Source organism: Paenibacillus tyrphae (assembly GCF_024158745.1).
GTDB lineage: Bacteria > Bacillota > Bacilli > Paenibacillales > NBRC-103111 > Paenibacillus_G > Paenibacillus_G tyrfis_A.
The window spans coordinates 139,244-155,964 of sequence record NZ_JAMZAW010000004.1 but is presented as its reverse complement, the minus strand read 5'-3'; the positions used below and the strand labels follow the sequence as shown (position 1 = coordinate 155,964).

Sequence of the window (16,721 nt, the reverse complement as noted above, 5' to 3'; positions counted from 1 at the left end):
AGGTTTATTTTAACCTACCCTAGGGCTGTTTAACGTACTTTGGACATACTTTCCGTTTGGACGAATCCTTCATCCGCTGAATACCGCCTCTACGATGCGTAGAGGCTTTTTTACGTTTGCAGAGCCCAGTTATTTTTGAGTTGAGAAGAGGAGAGATGACGATGCACACACCGGAAGCAAAAGAAGTCGTCCGGCTTGCCAGCCAGTATAACCTGATCCCCGTCGTCCGCCATCTGATGGCCGATACGGAGACGCCGATCCGCGTATTTCAACATTTTTACGAAGAGAAGCGTGCCTTCTTGCTGGAAAGCGTCGAGGGCGGGATCAAATGGGCGCGATATTCTTTTATCGGAACCGACCCGTTTATGTTTATTCAAGCCAAAAACGGTGTGACTCGCATCGAAGGTCCGGAAGGAACGACGACCTCGAAGGAAAAGCCGGTGGATGTGCTTAAAGCGCATTTAAGTGCGTATACGAGCCCTTCGCTGCCGGATTTGCCCCGTTTTACGGGCGGAGCCGTCGGATTTTTCGGTTATGATCTGCTGCAGTATTACGAGAAGCTGCCGGCGCATCGGCAGGACGATTTGCAGATGAACGATTTGGACTTTATGTTTTGCGATCAAGTGATCGTGTTCGACCATTTTAAGCAGCAGCTGAAAGTCATCGCCAACGTGCATGTGCCTCCCCATGGAACGGAAGCGGACATCGTCGCCGCCTACGAAAAAACATGCGCCAAAATCGATGCGACCATTGAACGCCTGAAACGCCCGCTGCCGGCGCTCAATATGAATCACCAGTCCATCCCCGACGACGTTGATTTGGGAGAAGTTCGCTCGAACGTGACGAAGGAGCAGTTTCTGGCGAATGTCGATCAAGCGAAGGAATATATCCGGGCGGGCGATATTTTTCAAGTGGTCCTGTCCCAACGCTTCGAGATCGAAACGGACATTTCGCCGCTGCATGTGTACCGCATACTAAGAACGATGAATCCGTCGCCTTACATGTACTGCCTCAAAATGGATGAGGAGGTCATCGTCGGCACTTCCCCCGAGCTGCTCGTCCGCGTCGAAGACGAGAAGGTGGAGACTCGGCCGATCGCCGGTACCCGTCCCCGCGGGCGGACGACCGAAGAAGACCTTGCGCTCGAACAAGAGCTGCTGGCGGACGAGAAAGAGCGTGCCGAGCACTTGATGCTCGTCGATCTCGGCCGCAACGACCTCGGGCGCGTCTCCGAATTCGGTACCGTCCAATGCGACACGTTCATGCAAATCGAGCGGTACTCTCATGTCATGCATATCGTGTCCAACGTTTCCGGCAAGCTGGCGAAGGACAAAGATTTCTTCGACGCTTTTATTTCGTGCCTCCCCGCTGGTACCGTCTCGGGAGCTCCGAAGCTCAGAGCGATGGAAATCATCGCCGAGCTGGAGAATGAAGCGCGCGGTCCATACGCCGGAGCCATCGGTTACTTCGGCTTCTCGGGCAACCTCGATACGTGTATTACAATCCGCACCATCGTATTCAAGAATGGCAAAGCTTATGTCCAAGCAGGCGCCGGGATCGTCTGGGATTCCGTTCCGGAGAACGAGTACCAGGAAACGATCAACAAAGCCAAGGGCATGCTGAAATCGATCCGCATGGCGGAAGCCGTTTTTGCATCGAAAACGTCGGAGTATGCATTGATCAATCACGATTATTATCAGTAATACAATCGGGATAAAAGGGGAGGCACGGACAATGGAGCAAACGACTTTGACGGTTCAACAGGCGATTGGGAAAATTATCGGGCTGCAGCATTTGACGCGGTCCGAGGCGCGCGATGTGATGTCCGACATTATGGAAGGCGGGGCGACGCCTTCGCAGATCGGAGCTTTGCTTACAGGACTCCGCATAAAAGGGGAAACGATCGAGGAAATCGCCGGCTTTGCCGAGACGATGCGGATGAAAGCAAGCCGGGTCAGCACCAGACAGACTGATCTGCTTGATACGTGCGGTACCGGCGGCGATGGCGCAGATACGTTCAACATTTCAACGACGGCGGCCATCGTAGCGGCGGCGGGCGGTATCCGCGTGGCGAAGCACGGGAACCGGGCCATGTCCAGCAAAAGCGGCAGCGCCGACGTGCTCGAAGCGCTCGGTGTCAATATTCAATTGAATCAGCAGCAGGCGGCGCGCTGCCTGGAGCAGGTCGGAATCTGCTTCATGTTTGCGCAGCTGTACCATCAGTCGATGCGGCACGTTGCCGCTCCGCGCAGGGAGCTCGGCGTCCGCACGGTGTTTAACCTGCTGGGCCCGCTCACGAACCCGGCCGGAGCCGACCGTCAGGTGCTCGGCATCTTCGACCGCGGCAAAACGGAAACGATCGCCCATGTGATGCAAGCGCTCGGCGTAAAGCGTGCGCTCGTGGTTGCCAGTCTCGACGGACTGGACGAAATCAGCATCTCTGCCGGTACGCAGGTGACCGAGCTGAAAGACGGGAACATTCGTACTTTTGAAATTACGCCGGATGAGTTGGGGCTTCGCACTTACAGCATCAAGGATGTCATCGGGGGAGACGCCCATGTGAACGCGGGCATTATTCGCCGGATTTTCGCTGGCGAGACCGGCGCTTGCCGCGACATCGTGCTGGCCAATGCCGGAGCGTGCTTCTACGTCACCGGAATGGCCGGAACGCTGCAGGAGGGCGTGAAGCTTGCCGCATCGGTTATCGATTCGGGCCAGGCCCAGGCGAAGCTGGAGCAATTAGTCCAATGTACGGGAGAAGAGAGCTATGTTTCTTGATCGCATTGTTGCCACCAAACGGCAGGAAGTAGCGTCGCTTAAAGAGCAGATTACAATCGCCGAAATGGAAAAAACGATCGCCGGACTGGCGCCGTGCCTCGGGTTCGAGCGCGCGCTCAGTACAGGGCGGAAGCGTCCGATGGGACTGATCGCGGAGGTGAAGAAGGCTTCGCCTTCCAAGGGCTTGATCCGGGAAGATTTCGAGCCTGTCCGGTTGGCGAAGGCTTATGAGGAGGCCGGGGCAGATTGCCTGTCGGTGCTGACCGACGCTCCGTATTTTCAAGGCTCCAACGATTATTTGAGCCGGGTGAGGCAGGCTGTCGGCGTGCCGCTTCTGCGCAAAGATTTTACGATCGATCCGCATCAAATCTATGAGGCGCGTTGTATCGGTGCCGACGCGATTCTGCTGATCGCCGCCATCCTGACGACCGAGCAGATGCGGCAATTCCAGTCAATCGCCCGAAGCATCGGTCTCGATGTACTAATTGAAGTGCACGATCAGGAGGAGCTGGCCCGTGTGCTGGAACTGAACCCGACGATGGTCGGCATCAACAATCGCAATCTCCAAACGTTCGTGACCGATCTTCGCACGACGGAGCAGCTTGTGGACTCCATCCCGAAGGGGATAACCGTCGTCAGCGAAAGCGGCATCTCGAAGCCGGAGGAGATCGAATGGCTTCGTTCGGCCGGAGCTCATTCGGTGCTCGTCGGCGAGCATTTCATGCGTCAGCCGGACGTTTCCGAAGCCGTCCATACCTTGATGGGTTCTTACTCTGAGGCGGGTGCCGGTAAGGAGTGAGCAGCGGATGACATCACGGGTGAGCGTGAAAATATGCGGTCTGCGGACGACTGAAATGGCGGAGCAGGTCGCCGCACTTCCGGTGGATTACGTCGGCTTCGTCTTTGCACCGAGCAAGCGGCAGGTGACGTCGCAGCAGGCCGGCGAGATGATCCGCAGCATGAAGTCGGCTGCCGGGGCGAAGGCGCCCGCAGCCGTCGGCGTCTTCGTTAATCCGACGATGGAAGAGCTGGAGGCGGTGCTGCGGGAGGCGGCGTTGGACGTTGTGCAGCTTCATGGGGAAGAGAGCGCCGAGTTTTGTCGCGCTGTGAAGCATGCTTTTCCAGGGACGCGCGTATTTAAGGTATTTACCGTGAAGGCCGGTGAAACGGAGGCTGGGAATGAGTCCCAAGGCACAAGCAGGCTGGAGCCGTACCGCCATGTTGTAGACGGCATGCTGCTGGATACATACGATCCGGTGTACGGCGGGGGTTCGGGCAAAACGTTTGCTTGGGATACGATTCCGCCTTATCTCGCCTGGTGCCGGGAAGCCGGCATTCCGCTGCTCGTGGCCGGAGGGCTGCAGCCGGATAATGTGCGGGACCTGCTCGATGTGTATACGCCCGATGGCGTAGATGTGTCCAGCGGCGTTGAAACGGAAGGCGTCAAAGATATCGAGAAAATTAAAACATTCGTCGAGAGGGTGCAGACCATTGTATAACGGACCGGATATTCACGGCCGATTCGGCAAGTTCGGCGGGCGTTACGTGCCGGAAACGCTGATGAACGCTTTGATCGAGCTGGAAGAATCGTTTAAAAAATATGCCAAAGACGCTCGTTTTCAAGAGGAGTTGAACTACTGGCTGCATCGTTATTCGGGACGTCCGACTTCCTTGTATTACGCAGGAAGACTGACCGAGCATTTGGGCGGCGCCAAAATCTATTTGAAACGCGAAGATTTAAACCATACGGGCGCCCATAAAATCAACAACGCGCTCGGCCAAGGGCTGCTCGCGAAGTGGATGGGCAAAACGAAAATTATCGCCGAAACCGGCGCCGGCCAGCATGGTGTCGCTACTGCGACGGTCGCTGCGCTGCTCGGCTTTGAGTGCAAAGTGTTCATGGGCGAAGAAGATATGAAGCGTCAGCAGCTTAACGTGTTCCGGATGAACCTGCTCGGCACGGAAGTGGTTCCGGTGCTTTCCGGCACCCGGACACTGAAGGACGCCTGCAACGAGACGCTGCGTTATTGGGTGAGCCACGTGGACGATACGTTCTACATCCTCGGTTCGGCTACCGGACCGCATCCGTACCCGATGATGGTGCGGGACTTCCAGCGCATTATTGGCGACGAGTCCCGCAAGCAAATTCTGGAGCTGGAAGGACGGCTGCCGGATACGGTTATCGCGGCCGTAGGCGGAGGCAGCAATGCGATCGGAATGTTCTATCCGTTCGTACAGGATGAGAACGTGCGTTTGATAGGTGTAGAGGCCGCCGGACGAGGCATCGATACGGATAAGCATGCCGCGACGATGACGAAAGGTAGCCAAGGAGTGTTCCAGGGCTCGTACAGCTATTTGCTGCAGGACGAATTCGGCCAAGTGCAGGAAGCGCATTCGATATCCGCCGGTCTCGACTATCCGGGCATTGGGCCGGAGCATGCTCATTTGAAAGATACCGGCCGGGCGGAATACGTTCCGATTACGGATAAAGAAGCGCTGGACGCGCTGCAGCTGCTGAGCCGCAAGGAAGGGATTATCCCAGCACTGGAAAGCGCGCACGCAATCGCCGAGACGATCAAGCGGGCGCCGGCTATGAGCAAAGACGAAATCATTGTTGTCAGTCTCTCCGGACGCGGCGACAAGGACGTGGAAGCGATCATGAATTATTTGGGAGGAACTGCCGATGAATCGCATTGACCGGAAATTTGCCGAGCTGCGTGAACAAAAACAGCCGGCTTTCATCCCGTTTTTGACGATCGGGGACCCGGACGTGCGGACCTCGGTCGATATCATTAAAGAGCTTGAGAAAGCCGGAGCGGCGATGATCGAGCTGGGCGTTCCGTATTCGGACCCGCTGGCGGACGGCCCGGTCATTCAACGCTCGTCCATGCGTGCGCTCAAAGCGAACCGCATCTCGATCCTCGATTGCATCGGAGCGGCCCGTGAGGCGCGCAGCGAAGGCTGCAAAATCCCGTTTATTTTATTTACTTACTATAACCCTGTGCTGCAAACGGGGCTCGATCATATTTTTAAGCTTCTTCAAGAAAATGGAATCGATGGACTTATTATTCCCGATCTCCCGATGGAAGAGGATGAAGAGGTACGGGCGCTGGCGCAGCAGCACGGCCTTCATCTCATTCCGCTTGTCGCCCCGACGTCCAAAGAACGCGTGCAGCGAATCGCTTCGCGCGCCAGCGGCTTCGTTTACTGCGTATCGTCGCTCGGCGTTACGGGGACGCGGACCGAGTTCCACAGCGGCATCGACGAATTTTTGACCACCGTTAAGTCGTCGACCGATCTGCCGATCGCCATCGGCTTCGGCATCTCTACGCCGGAGCAATTTGCGCGATTCGCCGGGACGTGCGACGGGATTGTTGTCGGAAGCGCCTTAGTGCGCACGGTGGAAGAAACGCTGCCGCTCCTCACGGATGAATCGACAAAATCGCAAGGGCTCTCGAAAATTCATGAATTTGTTCGACAACTGATTGGATAAGGGGAACAGCCTCGCTAAATTGACGAATTTAGCGAGGCTGTTTAGAATTTTTCGTTGTTCGTTCACGAGCAGAGGCCGTGGTGGGGCGTATACCCTAGTTTTTGGGGATTTCCCTTCCGGCAATGGCATCCAGTTTTCCAGAAACACTTCCGGAACCCGTATACGCCACATCGACATCATAAGTGGCAGGCTTCAAATAGGAGAAACTTACAAGATATGCGCCTTCGAAATCTCCCACCGTTTTGTAGTTCGTACAGTTTCCGGTTGAACGGCTGCACAACCGTACCTTTAACGTTGATGCTTTTACATTTGGTTTAAGATTATACAACACTACTTCAGCCATATTGTAAGTGGAAGTTGTTTTAACGTTTCCGTCCCATTTTCCATCTCCTGTTTTGAACACATGACCATATCCTGCTTCCACTTGTGGAACCACAGCCAAACCGAAGAATATCGCCGCGACAACAACGGCAATTCCAAAGCGTTTAAACAAATAAATCACTCCTTAAAGCAAACTATGAGTTTACAGCTAGATTATAAGTTGAATTGCAAGACAAAAAAAGGAATTTCGGCCTATTGTGTAAATAAATAGGTCATTAAATAGCAGTAAATATAAAGCTTAACATTTTCTTAGACTTGTGCGAAAATTAATGGGGAAATGATTCCGGTATTGGAGCTACTAATTCATGTGACGAGGTGACCTTTGTCGTGCAGCCTAAACAAAATATCGTTCATCTCCCGGTCTACCAGCCGGGAAAGCCGATTGACGAAGTCAAGCGCGAGCTTGGTCTGATGGAAGTGATCAAGCTTGCTTCCAATGAAAATCCTTTCGGGTGCTCGCCCAAAGCGAAAGAAGCGATTGCCGCGATGCTCGACCAAGTCAGCATCTATCCCGACGGCGGAGCCGTTGAGCTGACGAACGCCGTTGCCGGCAAGCTGGGGGTACAGCCGAATCAAATTATTTTCGGATTAGGGTCGGATGAAGTGATCCTGATGATCGCCCGCGCATTCCTGACCCCGGAAGACGAGACCATTACCGCTTATCCGACGTTTCCGCAGTACAAGCACAATGCCGAGGTCGAAGGGGCCAAGGTGATCGAGGTGCCCGTGGATGCGGACGGAAAGCATGATCTGCAAGCGATGCTGGGCAAAGTAAATTCCCGGACGAAGATTGTCTGGATCTGCAACCCGAACAATCCGACAGGGACGATGCTAAGCGAAGCGGAAATTACGGCATTCCTGGAGGCTGTGCCGAAGAGCGTCATGGTCGTGCTGGACGAAGCTTACGCGGAATACAACGTAAGCGGGCAATATCCCGACAGCGTCAAGCTGCTGGAGAAGCACAATAATGTCGTCGTGCTGCGCACGTTTTCCAAAATCTACGGCTTGGCGTCTTTGCGCATCGGTTACGGCGTAGGCCATCCCGATGTCGTTCGCTCGATCAATCAAGTGCGCGAGCCGTTCAATACGACGAGCTTTGCCCAAAAAGCGGCGCTGGCGGCGGTAAACGACGATGCGTTTATCGAGTCCTGCCGCGAGGCGAATGCGAATGGAATTCGTAAGCTGACAGCGAAATTCGCCGAATTGGGACTGCCGTACTTCGATGCACATGGCAACTTCGTTATGGTTGACGTGAAGCGGGACGGGGGCGCGGTGTTCCAAGGACTGCTGCGTAAAGGAATTATCGTCCGCCACGATCCGAGCTGGGGCTACCCGACCATGATCCGGGTAACGGTAGGTAGCGAAGAGCAAAATAACAAATTCCTTGGAGCGCTGGAGCAAGTTCTGAGCGAAGTGGCCGTCTCATGACAAAGATTTCCATATTCGGAGTCGGATTGATCGGCGGGTCGTTGGCCCTGTGCTTCAAGGGGAAGCCGGGCCTGACGGTCGTCGGGCACTCCAATAACCCAAAGTCCGTAGAGAAATATTTGAAGCGCGAAGTCGTGGATCATGCGACCACTTCGATTGAGGAAGCAGCGGCGGAAGCGGATTTTATTTTTTTGTGCGTCCCGGTCGGTAACCTTGAGGAATATTTGCACAAATTGTCTACGCTCCCGCTGAAACCGGGCTGCGTCATCACCGATGTCGGCAGCACGAAAGCGAGCGTTACTGCCTGCGCTTCACGCCTTCAGCTGCCGGGTGCCCATTTTATCGGAGGCCATCCGATGGCCGGCAAGGAAAAGTCGGGCGTGGAGGCGGCGAGCTCCAGATTGTTCGAGAACGCCTTTTACGTGCTGACGCCGGATGCCGGAACGCCGAAGGACGCTTACGACCGGCTTGCGGATCTGCTTCAGCATACCCGTGCGCATCTGGTAAAGGTAGACCCGGTGCTGCATGACGAGATCGTCGGCGCAATTAGTCACCTTCCGCATATTATTGCCGTGGCGCTCGTGAACCAAATCGCTCGTTATAACGAATCGAACGAGCTGTACCAGAATTTGGCGGCTGGCGGCTTCCGCGACATCACGCGCATCGCTTCCAGCGATCCGGTCATCTGGCGGGACATTCTGATCAACAACCGAGAAGTGCTCCTGAAGCTGCTTCGGGACTGGAACGACGAAATTGCCGGGTTTATCGGTCGGTTGGAGGCCGAGGATGGCCTTGGCATCGAACGCGAGTTTCAGAAAGCCAACGAGTTCCGCAACGGGTTGCCGGAGCGGCGCAAGGGCGTTATTCATTCGTTCTACGATATTTATGTGGACGTGCCCGACCATCCGGGTATCATCGCGCAGATCACGACGCTGCTCGGCAGCCACCGGATTAACCTCAGCAACATTCAGATCATCGAAAGCCGGGAAGATGTCCCTGGTGTTTTGCGCTTGTCGTTCCGGGAGGAAGGACAGATGGACAAAGCACTGGAATTGCTTAAAAAAGACTACGCGGTTCACGTGTAGTCTTTTTTTTCTAAAAAATTCGAAACCGTTTTCAAAAAAACCATTGACATTTTGTAAACGTATACATATAATAAAAGTACAGTATGGTTTCTCTCCACTCCTATCCGAATAATGGCACACTGTGCAGCCGCCTGAATTTCAGGCGGTCTTTTTTTTGCCGGTGTGCATATACAGAAAATGGGTCTATAAAGAAGTAAAAGTGCACACCTGTTTTTGGAAAAAGTTATGAATCTTGTCGGAAAAGCAGGATTTTTGGCTAGTTACCTCGAATCTTATATGATCGTCCCCAATTCTAAAAAAAATTTTAAATTCGACCGCAACTTTTTTACTCCCCCAACAGTACAACAAAGTAGCATCGCTGGGAGTAAGCAGGAATCACAAGGAGGGTCGCACTCGCATGACCGATTCCCAGTTGATCAGAGAAATCAAGGATGGCAACGTCCAACTATACGACGAATTAATGCGCCGCTACGAACGTAAAATATTGGCATTCATCTTTCATATGCTGAAAAGCGCACAAATGGAATCGCTGGCGGAGGACTTGTGCAACGAGACCTTTTACAAGGCTTACCGCAGCCTGCATTCGTTCCGAGAGGTGGAGGCGACCTTCTCCACTTGGCTCTACACCATTGCGCGCAATACGGTTCTTAGCGAGCTGCGTAAACATAAGAACACCCAGGTTTCATTGGAGCAAAGCGGATACACGCCTCAAACTGCAGTGGAAACATTGCCGGAACAAACGGTGCTTCGCAACGAAAAGGTGACTATGGTTCGCGATGCGATCAATAATTTGCCTGAGAAGCAGCGTTCCGCGCTTATATTGCGAGAGTATGACCAGCTTGACTATCAAGAGATAGCGAATATCCTCGGACAAACAGTGAGTTCGGTCAAGTCTTTGTTGTTCAGAGCAAGGGCCAGCGTAAAGCTTCAATTGGAGCCATACTTTCTTGAGCCGATCTTTGAGGAGTATGAGGAGATGAATCGACGATGAAATGCGATGACGTTTATGATTTTTTCGGCGTATACTGGGACCTGCCGGAAGACGATCCGAATCGGCTGGCGGTGGATGAGCATATCCAAAATTGCCCGGCATGCGCTGAAGAATTTCAAATATGGCAGGAGAGCACGGAATTAATCCGCACGGCCGGGGTGGAAATGACGTTTGACAGCGGCGAGGTTTCCGTATCTTCCAGCGTAATGAAACGAATCTATGCGGATGAATCGTGGCGCACTCCCGTCGGCGACCGTCTGTATCAGTTCTCTTATAAGCTGCGGCGGAATCTGACTGCGGTGATCGCTTGCTTTATCGCTTTGTTTATGGTCACCTTTTACTTTTCGTTTATGAACGACGGTCGGTACGAAGCCGGCTCGCCGCACGAATCCGCGGTTTTCGGGCGGATGAACGATCCCGTCGTTGCCGTTGCCGGGCAATCGGATTCGATGAACGTGCATGCGATGCCTACGGCCGTAGCAAGCTTGCGCGGGTTCAGCGATCCGTTCATGTACCAGGTCGGACCGATTCGTACGGTCAACGATTATATGCTTTTCGTTTCGTTATTCGGATTGACCGGCACGCTCTTGATCATGAATTGGTTTTCGCGCACGCGTCAGTAACGAAAGGGCCCCGTTTCCGGGGCTTTTGTCTTTTGCATCAGACAGATAAGGAGAGTCGGCGAACGAATGTTAACGCTTGGGTTTATACGTCACGGGACAACGGAATGGAATTTGGCGGGACGCATGCAGGGGCAGATGGACACGCCCTTGGCTGAAGTAGGCCGGGTACAGGCCGAGTTGCTGGCAAAGCGGCTTGCGGGAGAGGCATGGGACGGCATCATCGCCAGCGACCTGCTTCGGGCGAAAGAAACGGCTCTTACGATATCCCGCCTAACTGGAGCTCCGCTTCTTGGATTGGATGCCAGGCTGAGGGAACGAGCGTTCGGCAAGCTGGAAGGGACCACACTGCAGGATCGCGTTGACCGCTGGGGTGAGCAATGGAGAGACTTGGATCTCGGCGTTGAAAGCGATGAGAAACTGTTGGCGCGCTGGGCGTCCTTTCTCGTCGATGTGGACCGAGAGCACCAGGGCAAACGGATCTTGCTCGTCAGCCATGGCGGATACATCGCACCAGTGCTGGCGCAGTTTATCGGAAGAAAGCTTGAAGAGCATCTGAGCAATACGTCGCTTACGGTCATGGAGCGGACGCCGGACGGCTGGCAGTGCCGTCTGCTGAATTGTACCGTCCATCTTGCGGAGCTTGGACAAGGGGCTTGAGCGAGGTTTCATACTTAGCCGAAATGAAGCGGCTTTGCATGCATTTCTATTTTTTAGAAGTGCGTGCAAAGCCGCTTTTTTATATGGACGGAAATAAACTTTTAACCGGCCGCGTTTAAATCTAGAACATTTTCCCATACTGGGTACTAAGAAAGTTTTGGAGGGAAGTTCTGGAGGGACGAACGGATGAATTTAGCCGACATGTTAAGCTATGCCGACATTCACCAGTTGGGCCGCATCGCAGGTACGTACAACTGCGAGTGCAACGGGCATTCGAAGAACGAGCTGATTCAATCGATTTTGTCAACCGTAGGACGAAGGGACATTTTCGACCGTCAGATCGGAGCGTTGTCCACCCAGGATATCCGGTTTCTTAACTCACTGCTTTTCGATCAGCGGGGATCGTTCAGTCTGGAGGAGCTGGTCGCCCGGGTGCAACAAAGCCGATTCGAAAAAGAAGAAACGGATGCGGCTTGGAATCCGCGCGATACGATTACCCGCTTCAAGCAGCTAGGCTGGCTGTTTAACGGCCATTCGCAGCAGACGAAATATTTGTTTCAAGTGCCTGCGGATCTGAAGCGCCGGTTTGTGACCGCCCTGACCAAACGATTCGAGCAGCAGTTGGATGCTGCCGAAGAGCCTCCTGTCTACCGGGACGAGCAAAAGCTGATCCTGGACGATATCGCGAACTTCCTGCTCTTTCTCCGCGATCAGGAAGTGATGCTTACGAGCGATAACGCGATGTACAAAAGGAGTCTTCAGCAGGTGCTGGATCGGCTGGCCGTACGGGAGGAGCCGGTAGGGAAGACGGCCTGGCGTTTCGGCTACGGACGGATGTTCCGCGAATATCCGAACCGCTTCTCCTTCATCTACGACTATTGCTACTATAACGATCTCGTCACCGAGCATCATCAGGTGCTTGCGCTGACGGAGCAAGGGCTGGCCCGGGTCAACGAAGGAGGGAAGGAAGACCCGGTTCAGGTGTACCGTTTCTGGTTAAGGCTTTATAAAGGCCCGGTTCCTCACCTGCAATCGATCGCTCAATGGTTAAACCGTCTGTGCAAAGGCTGGGTAACGTTCGATTCTGTGAAGCGGGCGCTCGTACCGCTGATCCGTCCCTTTTATTACGATACGCCCGATTCCATCCTGGAGCAGCGTATCGTCCAAATGATGATGCATCTGGGACTGCTGCGGATCGGAGAAGAGGAACGGGGCGGCCGTGTCATTCAGGTGACGAAGCTCGGCAGCAGTATTATTGAGGGTACCTATGTGCCGGATGAAGAGAAGATCGTGCTGCCATTTGACAACCGGTAATCCCCTTGCTACAATCACTCCATTTAATCCGACTGATCCGTCCGACCGAATGAAGAACGGATGCTCAGGCTTACGAAGGAGTGGCGAAAATTATGCTTCACAGCTATAACGGCATTACCCCTACGGTTCATCCTACCGCTTTTCTCGCACCGGGCGTGCAGATCATTGGCGACGTGGAAATCGGCGAAGGCGCGACGATCTGGTACAATACGGTGCTGCGCGGCGACTTGGCCCCGATCCGAATCGGAAAAAGAAGCAACATTCAAGACGGGTGCATCGGTCACGTCAATACGGACCAGCCGCTCATCATCGAAGACGAGGTTTCCGTCGGACATGGCGCGATTATTCACGGGTGCCGCGTAGGCAAAGGCACATTAATCGGCATGGGGGCGATTGTACTTAACGGCGCCGTGATCGGTGAATATGCTTTAATAGGAGCGGGTTCTCTCGTGACCGAAAACAAAACGATCCCCCCGTTTACCCTGTCGCTCGGATCCCCGGCTAAAGTGGTGCGCGAGTTGAAGGAGTCGGACCTTGCACGAATGAAACGGACAATGGAAAGCTACTGCTTAAAGGGCGAGGAATATCGGAAGGAACGGACGTAAGGGAATGCTGGATGAATCGAAATAATCATGACCCGGTTTGGAGGTAGGTTCTCATGGGCAAAATGAATGTGACGAACGAAATGATGCTGAGTTTGTTTGCTGAAATGTTGCTTGATGAAGCACTGCGTAACTACAAAGAGCAGGTTCTATACAAAGAGATCGATCAAGCTCTGGCCAAGGGAGACGAACAATCCTTCATTGCCCTAACGACCGAACTCAATGCGCTGCGCTCTCTGGGGAAATGACGATTTCAAGGAAGTCCGGATCACAAACATGTCATTTTTGCGAAAAGACATATGAAGCCCGTTCATATGTCTTTTTTCTATGTTAAAGTAAAGATCAGGAAAGAAGGTGATACATATGAAATTCAGCGAAATTCAAGAAACGCAGTGGGAGGAGCTTCGTCCTTACTTGGACACATGCTTGTTGCCGGTAACCGGACTTCGGGGAACCGAGTCGCCGTGGCAGGCGGCAAGCGAGCTCGAACGGCTGCGCGACGCTCTCGATTTATTGGAGATCCCGTTTAAAGGCCGGACCGTTACTTACCCGGCCATTCACTTCGTTCCGTCGGTCTCGGGAGACACGTTCCTTAGAGAAACCTGTGTCAGGCTTAAGGAAGCCGGCTTCCGGTATGTGGTGATCGTGACGGCCAAATCGGAGGAAGAGCTTGTTTTAAACCCGGAAGAGCTGGGAGGAAAAGCGGATCTTTTGCTGCGATTTACACCGGAAGAGCTGCGCCAATCCGCCACGGACGCGAAGAGACGGGCTGCCGAAGAGGTAATGGCTTTATGGAGCGGAAGGCAAACGTTGTGAAGCATGTATGATCTGTGGCAACAATGCAAATTCTATGCAAGAGCCCTCGTTTTCAGGGTGTTCCGGCAGTTGTGACAATTTCGTTAACAGTGTTATCAGCGGCTAGAATTACACGCCGGAATGGCCTGTCTGCATTCTTGACGCACCCAGAGACGTAAGCTATTATTAGTTATGTCCTAGTATATGGTGTAAAGTTATGTCGAACGACTGATATATGTTGCAAAAAGGGGGTAGAACGAAAATGAACGATCACTCGAATCAAGAGTCGCAGCATCACGGTGAGAAGCCGGTGGCGCGTCGTGAAATGTCCAGACGCCAGTTTCTTAACTACACCCTTGGCGGAGCTGGAGCTTTCATGGGCGCCGGGATGCTGGTTCCGATGATTCGGTTTGCGGTGGATCCGGTTCTTCAGCCTAAAGCTCAGGCTCAATGGGTTAAGGTTGTAGAAGAATCGAAGGTAACGAACGAGCCGAAATCCTTTAAATTTAAAGTACATCAAGTGGACGGCTGGTACGAAAGCGAACCGGAGCTTGAGGCGTGGATTTCCAAAGGGAAGGACGGCAAAGTCTTCGCGCTCAATCCGACGTGTAAGCACCTTGGCTGTACCGTCAACTGGAACGGCAGCCCGGAATTTAAGGATCAGTATTACTGTCCTTGCCACGGCGCCCACTATACAGCGGACGGCAAAAACTTGGCCGTAGCACCGCTGCCGCTCGACGAATACGAAGTGAAGATCGATCAGGGCTTTGTGTATCTGGGTCAGCTCGGTCCGAACAAACGGGTGTAATAAGGAGGCGTAACATCAGATGTTTAAAAGTGTCTATAACTGGATTGATGAACGTCTGGATATCACGCCGATGTGGAGGGACGTAGCGGACCATGAGGTACCGGAGCACGTAAACCCGGCGCACCACTTCTCCGCATTCGTCTATTGCTTTGGCGGGTTGACATTCTTTATCACAGTTATACAAATCTTGTCCGGTATGTTCCTTACCATGTATTATGTGCCGGATATTATCAATGCCTATGCGAGCGTCGATTACCTGCAGCATAAAGTGGCTTTCGGCGTTATTGTTCGCGGCATGCACCACTGGGGAGCCAGCTTAGTTATCGTGATGATGTTCTTACATACGCTCCGCGTTTTCTTTACGGGTTCATACAAGGCGCCCCGCGAGATGAACTGGGTTGTAGGTATGCTCATCTTCTTCGTCATGTTGGGACTCGGTTTGACGGGTTACCTGTTGCCTTGGGATAACAAAGCCTATTTCGCAACAAGCGTAACGCTCAAGATCGTTGAGTCGGCGCCGTTCATCGGTCCGTATGCCAAGACGCTTCTGCAGGGTGGCGAGATCGTAGGCGCTCAGACGCTGACCAGATTCTTTGCTCTGCACGTGTTCTTCCTGCCGGGAGCTTTGCTTGCCCTGCTCGCCGGACACTTCTTCATGATCCGCAAGCAAGGGATTTCCGGTCCGCTGTAAGAACCGGTGAGGCCTGCTGAGCCGGTATTCATGAGAAAATGAGAAGGAGGGCGAATCGTGGCTCACGGTCATAAAACTGATGAAAAAATAGTTTACGTCGGGGATTCGCGCGTACGTGCCAAGTCGTCACGGATGATTCCCCAAGATTTTTCCGCTTATCCCGGAAAATCGGAAGTATTTATTCCGAACTTTCTATTAAAAGAATGGATGGTTGGCGTTGTCGTTCTGGTTGGGATTCTGACCTTGGTTATGTCCGAAGCGGCTCCGCTCGGTTATCCTGCCGATCCGACGAACACGCAATTCATCCCGATGCCGGACTGGTACTTCTTGTTTATGTACCAACTGCTGAAATACCCGTACACTTCGAACCAATTTGTGGTGCTTGGTACGGTCGGCGTTCCAGGTATCCTCTTCGGCGGGCTGTTGCTGGCGCCGTTCTTGGATACGGGGAAAGAAAGACGCTTTTATAAGCGTCCGATCGCTTCTTCTCTGATGTTCTTGAGCTTGATTGCCGTTACTTATCTGACGTATACATCCTGGCATCACTATCAATTGGAACTGAAAGAGAAAAACGTGATTCCCGAGCATATCAAGCGGGAAGAGGAAATGCACGCCAACAAAGGGAAAGCCGGCGGAGAAGGCGGCGGCGGAGCCAAGAAACCGGCTGCGCAAGCTGCGGCAATCGTTGCTCCGGACGACCCGGCGGCAGCGATCTACCAAAAATCCACTTGTCTTTCTTGTCACGGCGGCGAACTGAAAGGAATGCCTTCCGCCAAAATTCCGGCGCTTCGCGGAGTTGGCGACAAGCATTCGAAGGATGAGATTCTCGGCATCATCAAGAAAGGCCAAGGCACCATGCCGGCCCAATATGATGCGAACATCTCAAAAGGTTTGACGGAAGCTGACATCGACAAACTGGCCGACTGGCTCGCCAAGCAAAAAGCAAGCAAATAATCCAACCGAACCTGACCGTTAAGCGCGGTCAGGTTTTTTTAAGATCGAGGAAGCTAAGGATCGGCGGGGTTGAACACATAAGGAGCTGGAGGGAGCCGTTTTGCTGGGAAGGAGCTTGTCG

At 53.3% G+C, this 16,721-nt stretch carries 19 protein-coding genes; 18 read left to right on the top strand and 1 reads right to left on the bottom strand.

Going from position 1 to position 16,721, the window contains the following annotated elements:
- Positions 1–161: 161 nt before the first annotated feature.
- Genes trpE through trpA form a run of 6 tightly spaced genes read left to right on the top strand, consistent with a single transcriptional unit; the run spans position 162 to position 6,271 of the window.
- Positions 162–1,703 (top strand): anthranilate synthase component I, encoded by a 1,542-nt coding sequence (gene trpE, locus NI000_RS07560; RefSeq protein WP_253409218.1) that lies wholly within the window; start codon positions 162–164, stop codon positions 1,701–1,703.
- A 31-nt stretch (positions 1,704–1,734) separates the two neighbouring features.
- Entirely contained in the window at positions 1,735–2,778 is a 1,044-nt protein-coding gene (trpD, locus tag NI000_RS07555) for an anthranilate phosphoribosyltransferase (protein ID WP_253409216.1), read from the top strand.
- Entirely contained in the window at positions 2,768–3,577 is an 810-nt protein-coding gene (trpC, locus tag NI000_RS07550; RefSeq protein WP_253409213.1) for an indole-3-glycerol phosphate synthase TrpC, read from the top strand. The genes trpD and trpC overlap by 11 nt, the downstream gene beginning before the upstream one ends.
- A 7-nt stretch (positions 3,578–3,584) precedes the next feature.
- Positions 3,585–4,277 carry a phosphoribosylanthranilate isomerase gene (locus tag NI000_RS07545; protein ID WP_253409211.1) on the top strand — a complete coding sequence of 231 codons (693 nt, stop codon included), beginning with the start codon at positions 3,585–3,587 and terminating at the stop codon, positions 4,275–4,277.
- On the top strand, positions 4,270–5,475 hold the full coding sequence (gene trpB, locus NI000_RS07540) for a tryptophan synthase subunit beta (protein WP_253409209.1): 1,206 nt from the start codon (positions 4,270–4,272) through the stop codon (positions 5,473–5,475). The genes NI000_RS07545 and trpB overlap by 8 nt, the downstream gene beginning before the upstream one ends.
- Positions 5,462–6,271, top strand: a complete 810-nt coding sequence (trpA, locus tag NI000_RS07535) for a tryptophan synthase subunit alpha (protein ID WP_253409207.1) — start codon at positions 5,462–5,464, stop codon at positions 6,269–6,271. The genes trpB and trpA overlap by 14 nt, the downstream gene beginning before the upstream one ends.
- Before the next feature lie 94 nt (positions 6,272–6,365).
- On the opposite strand, the gene NI000_RS07530 is transcribed toward trpA, so the two are convergent.
- Positions 6,366–6,764, bottom strand: coding sequence for a hypothetical protein (locus tag NI000_RS07530; RefSeq protein WP_253409205.1), 399 nt, complete (start codon positions 6,762–6,764; stop codon positions 6,366–6,368).
- 215 nt (positions 6,765–6,979) lie between these two features.
- Between NI000_RS07530 and hisC the strand changes: the two genes are divergently transcribed.
- From hisC to NI000_RS07470, 12 genes are all read left to right on the top strand, one after another.
- The gene (gene hisC, locus NI000_RS07525; RefSeq protein WP_253409203.1) at positions 6,980–8,080 is read left to right on the top strand and encodes a histidinol-phosphate transaminase; all 1,101 of its coding nucleotides are present in this window, start codon (positions 6,980–6,982) and stop codon (positions 8,078–8,080) included.
- Positions 8,077–9,165 (top strand): prephenate dehydrogenase, encoded by a 1,089-nt coding sequence (locus NI000_RS07520; RefSeq protein ID WP_253409201.1) that lies wholly within the window; start codon positions 8,077–8,079, stop codon positions 9,163–9,165. The genes hisC and NI000_RS07520 overlap by 4 nt, the downstream gene beginning before the upstream one ends.
- Before the next feature lie 397 nt (positions 9,166–9,562).
- Positions 9,563–10,156, top strand: a complete 594-nt coding sequence (locus NI000_RS07515; RefSeq protein WP_025846334.1) for an RNA polymerase sigma factor — start codon at positions 9,563–9,565, stop codon at positions 10,154–10,156.
- Positions 10,153–10,779, top strand: coding sequence for an anti-sigma factor family protein (locus NI000_RS07510; RefSeq protein ID WP_253409200.1), 627 nt, complete (start codon positions 10,153–10,155; stop codon positions 10,777–10,779). The genes NI000_RS07515 and NI000_RS07510 overlap by 4 nt, the downstream gene beginning before the upstream one ends.
- Positions 10,780–10,845: 66 nt before the next feature.
- Positions 10,846–11,436, top strand: coding sequence for a histidine phosphatase family protein (locus NI000_RS07505; protein ID WP_253409199.1), 591 nt, complete (start codon positions 10,846–10,848; stop codon positions 11,434–11,436).
- A gap of 186 nt (positions 11,437–11,622) precedes the next feature.
- Positions 11,623–12,750, top strand: a complete 1,128-nt coding sequence (locus tag NI000_RS07500) for a hypothetical protein (RefSeq protein WP_253409197.1) — start codon at positions 11,623–11,625, stop codon at positions 12,748–12,750.
- 92 nt (positions 12,751–12,842) lie between these two features.
- The gene (locus NI000_RS07495; RefSeq protein WP_036680961.1) at positions 12,843–13,355 is read left to right on the top strand and encodes a gamma carbonic anhydrase family protein; all 513 of its coding nucleotides are present in this window, start codon (positions 12,843–12,845) and stop codon (positions 13,353–13,355) included.
- Between the two features lie 53 nt (positions 13,356–13,408).
- Positions 13,409–13,600 (top strand): IDEAL domain-containing protein, encoded by a 192-nt coding sequence (locus tag NI000_RS07490; protein ID WP_025846329.1) that lies wholly within the window; start codon positions 13,409–13,411, stop codon positions 13,598–13,600.
- A 115-nt stretch (positions 13,601–13,715) separates the two neighbouring features.
- Positions 13,716–14,168 carry a DUF2487 family protein gene (locus NI000_RS07485; RefSeq protein WP_253409195.1) on the top strand — a complete coding sequence of 151 codons (453 nt, stop codon included), beginning with the start codon at positions 13,716–13,718 and terminating at the stop codon, positions 14,166–14,168.
- 241 nt (positions 14,169–14,409) lie between these two features.
- Entirely contained in the window at positions 14,410–14,955 is a 546-nt protein-coding gene (locus NI000_RS07480; protein WP_301292380.1) for a ubiquinol-cytochrome c reductase iron-sulfur subunit, read from the top strand.
- A gap of 19 nt (positions 14,956–14,974) precedes the next feature.
- Positions 14,975–15,646 (top strand): menaquinol-cytochrome c reductase cytochrome b subunit, encoded by a 672-nt coding sequence (gene qcrB / locus NI000_RS07475; RefSeq protein ID WP_054977352.1) that lies wholly within the window; start codon positions 14,975–14,977, stop codon positions 15,644–15,646.
- Positions 15,647–15,703: 57 nt separating this feature from the next.
- Positions 15,704–16,600 carry a c-type cytochrome gene (locus tag NI000_RS07470; protein WP_253409193.1) on the top strand — a complete coding sequence of 299 codons (897 nt, stop codon included), beginning with the start codon at positions 15,704–15,706 and terminating at the stop codon, positions 16,598–16,600.
- Positions 16,601–16,721 lie beyond the last annotated feature (121 nt).